The sequence below is a fragment of the Nocardiopsis sp. RV163 genome, assembly GCF_001029525.1.
GTDB lineage: Bacteria > Actinomycetota > Actinomycetes > Streptosporangiales > Streptosporangiaceae > Nocardiopsis > Nocardiopsis dassonvillei.
In genome coordinates this window covers 1-9,666 of sequence record NZ_LEKI01000188.1, presented here as the reverse complement: position 1 = coordinate 9,666, position 9,666 = coordinate 1, and the positions used below count along the sequence as shown (strand labels likewise).

The 9,666-nt window shown below is 73.0% G+C and carries 9 protein-coding genes and 1 pseudogene; 7 read left to right on the top strand and 3 right to left on the bottom strand.

Annotation, left to right across the window (positions count from 1 at the left end; genetic code table 11):
- A partial coding sequence (locus tag ABD54_RS23315; RefSeq protein WP_394324550.1) for a DUF6882 domain-containing protein occupies positions 1–569 on the bottom strand: 569 nt, incomplete at its 3' end.
- A 319-nt stretch (positions 570–888) separates the two neighbouring features.
- Positions 889–1,938 (bottom strand): NAD(P)-dependent alcohol dehydrogenase, encoded by a 1,050-nt coding sequence (locus ABD54_RS23310; protein ID WP_047871674.1) that lies wholly within the window; start codon positions 1,936–1,938, stop codon positions 889–891.
- A 327-nt stretch (positions 1,939–2,265) separates the two neighbouring features.
- Here ABD54_RS23310 and ABD54_RS23305 point away from each other — a divergent pair, with 327 nt between their 5' ends.
- The 7 genes and pseudogenes from ABD54_RS23305 (at position 2,266) to ABD54_RS23275 (ending at position 9,225) form a co-directional block, all read left to right on the top strand.
- Positions 2,266–3,108 (top strand): alpha/beta hydrolase, encoded by an 843-nt coding sequence (locus ABD54_RS23305; protein ID WP_047871673.1) that lies wholly within the window; start codon positions 2,266–2,268, stop codon positions 3,106–3,108.
- Positions 3,105–4,118 (top strand): ATP-binding cassette domain-containing protein, encoded by a 1,014-nt coding sequence (locus ABD54_RS23300; RefSeq protein WP_200904180.1) that lies wholly within the window; start codon positions 3,105–3,107, stop codon positions 4,116–4,118. Before ABD54_RS23305 ends, ABD54_RS23300 begins: the two co-directional genes overlap by 4 nt.
- Before the next feature lie 47 nt (positions 4,119–4,165).
- Positions 4,166–5,017 (top strand): ABC transporter permease, encoded by an 852-nt coding sequence (locus ABD54_RS23295; RefSeq protein ID WP_047871675.1) that lies wholly within the window; start codon positions 4,166–4,168, stop codon positions 5,015–5,017.
- Between the two features lie 316 nt (positions 5,018–5,333).
- Positions 5,334–5,716 (top strand): annotated as a pseudogene (locus ABD54_RS27565) (VOC family protein); the annotation flags it as partial.
- A gap of 285 nt (positions 5,717–6,001) precedes the next feature.
- On the top strand, positions 6,002–6,205 hold the full coding sequence (locus ABD54_RS23285; protein ID WP_047871671.1) for a cold-shock protein: 204 nt from the start codon (positions 6,002–6,004) through the stop codon (positions 6,203–6,205).
- 251 nt (positions 6,206–6,456) lie between these two features.
- On the top strand, positions 6,457–7,953 hold the full coding sequence (locus tag ABD54_RS23280; protein ID WP_047871670.1) for a DEAD/DEAH box helicase: 1,497 nt from the start codon (positions 6,457–6,459) through the stop codon (positions 7,951–7,953).
- A 513-nt stretch (positions 7,954–8,466) separates the two neighbouring features.
- Positions 8,467–9,225, top strand: coding sequence for a MerR family transcriptional regulator (locus ABD54_RS23275; protein WP_047871669.1), 759 nt, complete (start codon positions 8,467–8,469; stop codon positions 9,223–9,225).
- Between the two features lie 112 nt (positions 9,226–9,337).
- On the opposite strand, the gene ABD54_RS23270 is transcribed toward ABD54_RS23275, so the two are convergent.
- Positions 9,338–9,666, bottom strand: a 329-nt coding sequence (locus ABD54_RS23270; RefSeq protein ID WP_047871668.1) for a S9 family peptidase, incomplete at its 5' end; no start/stop codon positions are given.

Here is a 9,666-nt window from a genome sequence, read left to right as displayed (position 1 = left end):
ATGCCCTGTTCGAACCACGCTATCGCCCTCTCGCGTTGGGAGGGGGTGAGCGAGCTGCTCGCTCTCATGGGACTGCTCCCTGGTCGATGGAACTGGATTTCCAGTCCAACTTCCAGGGAGCAGTTCATCCGCGGAGGGGCCCACGGGATTCCGGGGTCGGTGACCGTGAGGAAGGTGCGCGCCCGTCCCGCATGGTTGAACACTATGCCGCCGCGTGTGCCGAGCAGGCCCATCGCGATGAGGGACATGTGGTCGGAGGCGAGCCGGGGGTCGGGGAGGTGGTTGAGGTCCACCAACCCCTCGGCCAGCTCCGGCACCGCGTGGCGTTCGCCCGTCTCACGCAGGCGCAGGGCGTCGGTGACCACGGGTCTCCCCTCGAAGGCCGGGTTCGCCCAGCCCCACAGCCACGTTCCGTCCTCGGCGTAGCTGCCGAGCAGCCCGACGCGCAGGCGTCGACCGCCGCGCCACGCCGCCTCCTGGGCGAGGTCGACCTGGAACTGGTCGAACGGCACGGTCTCGTCGAAGAAGGCCGTCTGCTCGACGACCCAGGCCAGATGGGGCTGAGCCATGCTTAGCAGGGCTGGGCTGAAGAAACCCGTCATTTCGCTCCTTCTCACTTGCCCGGACGGCGGTAACTCGACGCCCCTGTGCCGCCGCTCCGGCCGATTGTCGTGTTCTCGTTCCATGGGAGTGTCACGGCGGCCCCGGGGTTCTCGCCGGCCCGGATTCTTTCAGTGGCCCCTTCACCGAGCACTGGTCCCACCGGTCCCACTGGCCGCCGACCACGCACCGAACAGGCGGGCCCGCTCGCCGCGTCGGCCGCACAAGCCGCGGATGAGGCCGGGACGCCGCACGCGCCCCGGCCCCATCCGGCAACATCCGGTCCGGTCAGCCCAGGTGCGGAACCACCACGGCGCGGCCGAAGACCTCCCCGGCCTCCAGCCTCCGGTAGGCCTCCAGGGCGTCCCCCAGGGCGAACCTCTCGACCTCCGGACGGATCTGCCCCGCCTTGTACATGTCCACCACCTCCCACAGCTCTCCCACCGTCCCCCAGTAGGTGTTGGTGACGTAGGACTCGTAGGGGTTGGTGAAGAACGAGAACTCGTGCGTGCCGCCCGCGATCCCCACCACGGTCAGCCGCCCGCCCCGGGCCATCGACGCCGCCGCGGTCGCCATCGTCGGGGTGATGCCAACGAAGTCGAAGGCCGCGTCCACGCCCCGGCCGCCGGTGATCTCGCGGATCTCCTCGACCTGGCGCGGGCCCGCCCCCACGGTGACCGCGCCGTTGCGCTCGGCCCAGGCCCGCGGCTCGGCCTTGACGTCGGTGGCGATCACCGTCGCGCCTGTCAGTGCCCTGAGGATCTGCACGCCGATCTGCCCGAGCCCGCCCAGGCCGATCACCAGGGCGTGCCGACCGCCCCCCTCCAGGTGCGGCAGCGCCTCCTTGACCGCGTGGTACGGCGTCAGACCCGCGTCCGACAGCGGTGCGGCCTCCACCGGGTCGGCGTCGCCCAGCGGGACCAGGTGGTGGGCGGGCACGGTCATGTACTCGGCCATGCCGCCGTCGCGCCCCAGGCCCACCGCCAGGTAGGGCATGGTGGCCGCGTTCTCGCAGTAGGTGTCCCGGCCCCGGGCGCACATGCGGCAGTGACCGCAGCCGATCGGGCCGTAGGCCATGTAGGCGTCGCCGACCCGTACGCGCTCGCTCACGCCGTCGCCGAGCGCCTCCACCCATCCGGAGTTCTCGTGCCCCAGGACGAACGGAGGCTTCTGGGCCCCGGCCTGCCCCTCCTTGAAGTGGCGGTAGACGCTGACGTCCGAATGGCAGGCGCCCGCCCCCGCCACCCGCAGCAGGACCTCTCCCGGCCCCGGCTCGGGCACGGGAACGTCGGTGAGTGACGGGAACCGCTCGTAGTTCTCGAAGACCACGGCTCGCATGGATACCCCCAGGCTCTCGCGGAGAGCGGGCCCCGGCGCGCGACGACCGCGTTCGCGGCGCCCTTATGGCCGCTCGACACTGTCCGTCCGGTTCACGGTTGTCCGACCACCACCTACCCGAAAGCCTTTCGTCTTATTTGTCGCTTTAGTCGGAATTTGACCGTGCGTCGTACGGCCGGTAGTGGTGTCACCACTACCGAACCGGGTGGTCAACGCCAGACCCGGTTCGGGGGGACAGCGCCATGGAGACCGACCCCGCCGCGGACCTAGCGTGAAAAGGGTCGGTTCCCCCCACCTGTCGGCACTCGAAACTTCCCCAGGAGAGTCATGATCGCGGCGGGCCCACGTCACGCTTCGCCCCCCACCCCCCTGCGCTACGAGGAGCGCGAGTGGCACGGCCTGCGGCTCCTGGCCCACGACGAGACCGGAGACGGGCGCATCGTCGAGGCGCTGGGGGACGTGGCCGCTGCCGACCACATCGTGGTCCTGGTCCCGGGCAACGACAACTACCTGGGCAACTACTTCGACGCCAACCGCCCCACCCGGCCCCGGGTCAACGGGGGGACGGTCCTGCGCACCATGCGGGCCCTCGCCCCCGAGGAGCGCTCCGCCGTCGTGGTCTGGGTCGGCTACGACACCCCGCGCGGCTTCGCCGAGGCCGCCTTCCGGGGGCCGGCCGAACGCGGCGCCGAGGACCTGGCCCGCCTGACGGCCTTCCTTCCCCGCACCGCCCGCATCACGCTGGTGGGGCACAGCTACGGCACCGTCGTGTGCGGTCTGGCCCTGCGGCACGGGCACGTGGACGAGTGCGTGGCCCTGGGCAGCCCCGGGATGGGCGGGAACTCCGTCGCCGACCTGGGCTTCACCGGGAACCTGTGGGCGGCGCTGGGCCCCGCGGACTGGATCCGCTTCTTCCCACGGGGACGCTGGCGGGACCTGGGCCACGGCCCCTCGCCGCTGCGTCCCGGGTTCGGCGCCACCGCCTTCGCCACCGGCCCCATCCCCGGCCACTGCTCCTACTACACCGAGGACAGCGAGTCGGTGCGCAACATCGCGCGAATCGGCCTGGGCCGCCACGCCGAGGTCACCCGGCCGGACGTGCCCGCCCAGCGTACGCGCCCGGGGCGGCTCCCGGCCGCCGGGGCCCCGGTCGAGGAGGCCGCGCCGTGAGGCCCGCTCCCACCGTCGACGACCGTGCAGCCGAGCACCGCACCGCCGACCCGGTGATCCTGGCCCGGAACGTGCGAAAGGCCTACCCCGGAGCCCGCGGCCGCGCCGCCCTGGAGGGCTTCGACCTGGAGGTGCCCCCCGGCGCGGTGCACGCGCTGCTGGGGCCCAACGGCGCGGGCAAGACCACCGCCGTGCGGGTCATGTCCACCCTGCTGCGCTTCGACTCCGGGCAGGTGCGCGTCGCCGGGTTCGACGTGGCCCGCCAGAGCGCGCGGGTGCGCTCGCGCATCGGCTTCGCCGGACAGTACGCGGCCCTCGACGAGGTCCTCGACGGGCGGCGCAACCTGGAGATGTTCGCCCGCCTGCACCACCTGCGCGCGCGGGAGGCGCGGGCGCGGGCCGCCGAACTCCTGGAGCGGTTCGGCCTCACCGACGCCGCCCACCGCCCGGTGCGCGAGTACTCGGGCGGCATGCGCCGCCGCCTGGACCTGGCCGCGAGCCTGATCCCCGACCCCGCCGTGCTGTTCCTGGACGAGCCCACCACGGGCCTGGACCCGCGCAGCCGCGCAGAGGTCTGGCGGGCCGTGCGCGACCTGGCCGAGGGCGGCACGACCGTGCTGCTGACCACCCAGTACCTGGAGGAGGCCGACCGTCTGGCCGACCGGATCTCGGTGGTCGACGCCGGAAGGGTCATCGCCGAGGGCACTCCCGAGAAGCTCAAGTCCCGGGTCGGGGGCGGCCGGGTGGAGGCCGTGGTCGCCTGCGCCGACGCGCTCTCGCCGGTCGCGGAGGTCCTTGGCCGCGTGGCCGGGGCCCTGCCCGAGGTGGACGCCGACGCCCTGCGGGTGTCGGTGCCCTTCGACCGCCGCGGCGCGGGACTGGCCGAGGCGGTGCGCGCTCTGGACCGGGCCGGGCTGGACGTGGAGGACATCGCCCTGCGCCGTCCGACCCTGGACGACGTCTTCCTGGGGCTGACCGGCCGTCAGGGCACGCGCGGGGAGGGGCCGTGACGTCCGTGACCGGGGCGGGGCCGCCGGCCCCGGAGGAGGGAGGCGCCGTGGCGTCCGCGACCGAGGCGCGACGTCCGGTTCCGGAGGAGCCCGGCCCCCTGGCGCGGGCACGCTGGGCGGTGGCAGACACCTGGGTGGTGGCCCGCCGCTACCTGCTGCACCTGGTGTACAAGCCCGACGAACTCGTCGGCACGCTCATGGTCCCCGTCCTGGCCGTGCTGCTGTTCGGCTTCGTCTTCGGCGAGGCCATGGGCGCGGTCATGGACGCTCCCGGCGAGGAGTACCGCGAGTTCCTGATGCCCGGGCTGTTCGCGCTGACCATGGCCTTCGGGATCGGCAACACCACTATCGCGGTGGTCACCGACGCCGGGCGCGGTGTGGTGGACCGGTTCCGCACGCTGCCGATGGCCCCCGCCTCGCTGCTGGCCGGGCGCGGCCTGGCCGACGTGCTCTCCGCGGTGGTGGACCTTGCGGTACTGGCCGGAATGGGGCTGCTGGTCGGCTGGCGGTGGCACGAGGGCCCGCTCGCCGCGCTGGCGGCCCTGGGGCTGCTGTTGCTGCTGCGCCTTGCCTTCACCTGGATCGGCATCTACCTGGGGCTGGTGGTGCGCAGTCCGGAGGCGGCGATGAAGTTCTTCTCACTGGTCTTCCCGCTGGCCATGGTCGCGGACACCTTCGTGCCCACCGACACCATGCCGGACTGGCTGGTGCCGGTGGCCGAGTGGAACCCGCTGTCGGCGACGGTGATCGCGGCCCGCGACCTGTTCGGCAACCCGGTGGCGGCCAACGACTCCTGGATCGCCCAGAACGCGCTGCTCATGGCGGTGGTGTGGCCGCTGGCGCTGATGGTGGTCTTCGTCCCGCTGGCGCTGCGGCGCTTCCGGCGGCTGAGCCGCTGAGGTGCCGGACAGGACCGGTCCCCGCGGTTCGCGGGGACCGGCCCCGCCGGCGTGTTCCGGGCCGAGCGTTCCGGCCGATCCGGTGACCGGGGACGGGACCCCGAGCGTGCCTGAGGCGGACCCCTGCGCCACCCCGCGCCACGGCACCTCCGAACAGCGCCGCCGCAGGCCGATGAGTCCGCGCGCCCCGGCGAGCCGGTACGGGTGAGCGGCACCGGGCACCGGACCCGGCTGGTCCGGGACCGGCGGTGCCGACCGGCACCGGGCACCGGACCCGGTGGCGCGGACCCGGACACCGCACCGCCCGGAGGAGACCATGGAACGCCCCGACCTCGGCGGCATGCCGCTCGCCACTACCGACCCCGACCGCCTGCACGACTGGTACGCCGACGTCCTCCCACACCAGGACGACGCCGGCATGGACGGCTACCGCGTCCTGCGCCCGGGCGCCTTCCACCTGCTGGTCGACCGCCGTGACGACGTCGCGCCCAGGGCGGGAGACCCGACCCGAGTGATCCTCGACGCCGACGTGGACGACGCCCGCGCCGTCGCCGCCCGTGTGGACGCGCGGGGCAGCGGATGGCTGGCGCGGAGGACCGCGACGGCAGCCTGTTCGGCACCGCCCTCGACCCCGACGGCAACCACGTCCAGATCATCCAGCTCAGCGGTGAACACCGCGCCGCCGCGGCGCGCGAGAGTCATGAGAGGACCGTGTTCGACACCACCAGGGCCTTCGGCTCCTTCGCCGTCCGCGACCCCGACCGGGGCCGGGAACAACGTGTTTTCCGGGTGGATCCTTACCACGTTTTCCGGTGCCATGTGACACACGGTATTTCTGTGGCGCAGGGGAGAAGGTGTGCTAGGTTCAGTGGAGTTGCAGTCGTGATTCCCGTTGGATGTACATCTTTTTCGGGTTATTGCCGCAGTGACGGGAAAATCGTCAGACCGCGGTTTTCTTCATACTCCCGAACGAGAGGAACCCCCATGGCGACCGGCAAGGTCAAGTGGTTCAACGGTGAAAAGGGCTTCGGCTTCATCGAGCAGGACGGCGGCGGCCCCGACGTCTTCGCCCACTACTCCGCCATCCAGGGCAGTGGCTACCGCGAGCTCGCGGAGGGCCAGTCCGTGGACTTCGACGTCACCCAGGGTGCCAAGGGCCTCCAGGCCGACAACATCACCCTGATCTGACCGAGCTCAGACTCCTTCCGGGGCAGGGGCCCGCCCTCGCGGCGGCGGCCCCTCCCCGGTTCTGCTTTTCCCGGACCGCTTCTCTGGCCGTCGTTCTCCGACAGGCGCTGGTCCGGCTACTCCGCCACGACCCCGGGTTCTCCGTGCAGGCCGTGGATCTCCGAAGACTCTTTCCGGCGCACACCCGGTGTCACACGCCGAAGCCCCCGAGGGCTTCCCGCCAGGCACGCGTCGGCGGCGAAAGGCCCCATATGAACCAACCCCGTACCGACGCGCGCCGTAGCCGTCCCTCCGGCGGCTACGGCCGTCAGCGGCCCCGCCCGTCCGGCGGACGCCCCCAGCGCGGCGGCTCCGGCGGGCGCCAGGCAGGACGCCCCTCCGGAGAGTTCGCGCTCCCCGTCTCGACCACCCCCGCGCTCGACCCGGTCCACGCCTTCCAGGACCTGGAGATGCCCGCGCCGCTGAAGTCGACGCTGGCCCGCCAGGGCCTGACCACACCGTCTGCCATCCAGGCGGCGACGCTGCCCAACTCGCTGGCCGGGCGCGACGTCCTGGGCCGCAGCCAGACGGGTTCGGGCAAGACCCTGGCCTTCGGGCTGGCGCTGCTCGCCCGGCTGGAGGGACGCGTGGCCGAGCCCCGCCGCCCCCTGGCCGTGGTGCTCGCCCCCACGCGGGAGCTCGCCCAGCAGGTGAACGACTCGCTCGCCCCCTACGCCCGTTCGCTGCGCGTGCGCACGACGACCGTGGTGGGCGGCATGCCCATCGGCCGTCAGGCCCGCGCGCTGGGGCAGGGCGTGGAGCTGGTCGTGGCCACCCCGGGCCGTCTGCGCGACCTGATGGAGCGCGGCGACTGCGTTCTGGACCGGGTGGACGTCACCGTCCTGGACGAGGCCGACCAGATGACCGACATGGGCTTCATGCCGCAGGTCACCGCGATCCTGACGCAGGTGCCGACCGGGGGCCAGCGCATGCTGTTCTCGGCCACCCTGGACCGCAACGTCGACACGTTGGTCCGCCGGTTCCTGAACGACCCGGTGGTCCACTCGGTCGACCTGTCCGAGGGCGCGGTCTCCACCATGGAGCACCACGTCCTGCACGTGTCGCACATGGACAAGCAGGACACGGCCACCCGCATCGCGGCCCGCGAGGGGCAGGTCATCCTGTTCCTGGACACCAAGCACGCCGTGGACCGCATGGCCAAGCACCTGCTCAACAGCGGCGTCCGCGCGGCGCCGCTGCACGGCGGCCGGTCCCAGCCCCAGCGCACCCGCACCCTCAAGCAGTTCAAGGACGGCACGGTCACCGCGCTGGTCGCCACCAACGTCGCCGCGCGCGGCATCCACGTGGACGGGCTGGACCTGGTGGTCAACATCGACCCGCCCACCGACCACAAGGACTACCTGCACCGGGGCGGACGCACCGCGCGCGCTGGCGAGACGGGCAGCGTGGTCACGCTCGTGCTGCCCAGCGAGCGGCGGGACATGGCAAGGCTGATGCAGCGGGCCCGGATCGACGCGCACACCGCACAGGTGAGCGCCGACGACCCCGAACTGGCCCGGGTGACCGGTGCCCGCGAGCCCTCAGGCGTTCCGGTGACCCTGCCCAGCCCTCCCCGAGAGGAGCAGCGCCGCCAGGGCGGTCGCGGAGCGGGCTCGCGCGGCGGACAGCGCGGGTCGGCTGGGCGCGGTGGTTCGACCGAGCGCGGCGGGTCGGCCTCACGGCGCCGCGGTCCGCGCCGTCCGGCCTGAGGGCCGCTCGTGCGCGCCGGGTTCGGGAGCTGACTCCCGGTCGCCTGTCTCCGGGGCCCGGCCCAGGGGCCCTGTCCCCGGTCGCGCGTCCCGGGAAGCCCGTCTCCGGTCGCTCGTCCCGGGGAGCTCGTCACCGGGCGTGTCTGTCCACAGGGAAGGATCGGGGCTCGGCCGGGTAGGGCGGGCCGGAGGACACTGGATTCGGGGGTGTGTGGCGCGCCCACGGGCGGCGCGACAACCCCCGAATCCGAGCCTACGTCCCTGGCCGTCACCCCACCAGTCCGTGTCGTCCTCCTGTGGAAAGGCAACCGGGCCGCCTGCGTAGAGGCGTCCACCCCGCTCGCCCCGCGCACAGCCGACCACCGTGCTGCCCGGACGCGCGACTCCCGGTCCGGGTGCGCGGTCCTCGGCCCGCGACGACCGGACAAGCGGTACGGGCCGGGGACCGCTTGGTCTGCACTAGCGTTCCCGGTGGAGCGAAGGCCGCCGGACCGTGAGCGCGGAGGGAACGTCATGGCGTGGAGCACCCGTCAACTGGCCGAGCTGGCCGGAACGACCCTGCGGACGGTGCGGCACTACCACGAGGTCGGCCTGCTGGCCGAGCCCGAGCGCGGTGCCAACGGCTACAAGCGCTACAGGGTCGAGCACCTGGTGCGGGTCCTGCGCGTCAAACGACTGTCGGACCTGGGGTTCTCCCTGGTGCAGATCGCCGAGATGGGGGAGGCCGACGCCTATCCCGAACAGGAGTTGCGGGCCCTGGACGACGAACTCGCCCAGGCCATCGAGCGCCTGCGGCGGATGCGCGAGGAGCTGGCGCTGGCGCTGCGCGGGCCCGGGCCGACCGAACTGCCGCCCGACATGGCTCTGGCCACCACCGGGATCGCCATGACCGAGGCCGATCGTTCGCTGGCCGCTGTCATGTCACGCCTGTTCACGCCGCAGACGCAGCGGGCCCTCACGGAGTTGGCGCGGGCCTACGGCTCCGGTGCCTCCGACGAGGAGTTCAACAACCTGCCCACCGACGCCGACGAGCGGACCCGGCATGAGCTCGCCGAACGACTGTGGCGCGCCTCTCGCGAGGTGCTGTCCGACCGTCCGGAGCTGCGCATCTCCCAGCCCGGGACGGCCATCGACCGGCACAAGGCCGCGCAGGCGTTCACCACGGCGCTGAACGACCTGTACAACCCCGCTCAGCTCGACGTCCTCAACCGCCTCTCCCGAGCGGCGATGGCGGACCAGCGGGCCGAACAGCAGGACGACCAGCGTCCCTGACCGGTCGGGTGGCCCGCGGACCCCGCGGGGCCCGCGGCCGTCGGCCCCGCCCGGCCGGGACACGGTGGCGGGCTGGGCCCGGCCGCCCCGCCCGACCGGGGCCCAGCCGGGCTCACTCCCGGCGTCCGCCCAGGTGGCGGGCGAGGAAGCGCTCGGCCGTGCGGTGGAGGTCGAGCTGGTTCTCCGGGTTGACGAACCCGTGTCCCTCGTCCTCCTTGAGCAGGTACTCCACGTCCACTCCGCGCTCGCGCAGCGCGGCGACGATGTTGTCGGACTCGGCCTTGACCACGCGGGCGTCGTTGGCCCCCTGAGCCACCATCAGCGGCGCGGTGATCCGGTCCACCCGGCTGATCGGTGAGCGGGCCAGCATGTCGGCCTCCTGCTCGGGGACGGCCGGGTCGCCCACGTAGCGGTACCAGTTGTTGACCAGCGCGGGCCGCA

Coding starts and splice junctions, on each gene's coding strand:
- ABD54_RS23285 (WP_047871671.1), top strand. CDS start 6,002: ATGGCGACCGGCAAGGTCAAGTGGTTCAACGGTGAAAAGGGCTTCGGC.
- ABD54_RS23280 (WP_047871670.1), top strand. CDS start 6,457: ATGAACCAACCCCGTACCGACGCGCGCCGTAGCCGTCCCTCCGGCGGC.
- ABD54_RS23275 (WP_047871669.1), top strand. CDS start 8,467: ATGGCGTGGAGCACCCGTCAACTGGCCGAGCTGGCCGGAACGACCCTG.
- ABD54_RS23305 (WP_047871673.1), top strand. CDS start 2,266: ATGATCGCGGCGGGCCCACGTCACGCTTCGCCCCCCACCCCCCTGCGC.
- ABD54_RS23310 (WP_047871674.1), bottom strand. CDS start 1,938: ATGCGAGCCGTGGTCTTCGAGAACTACGAGCGGTTCCCGTCACTCACC.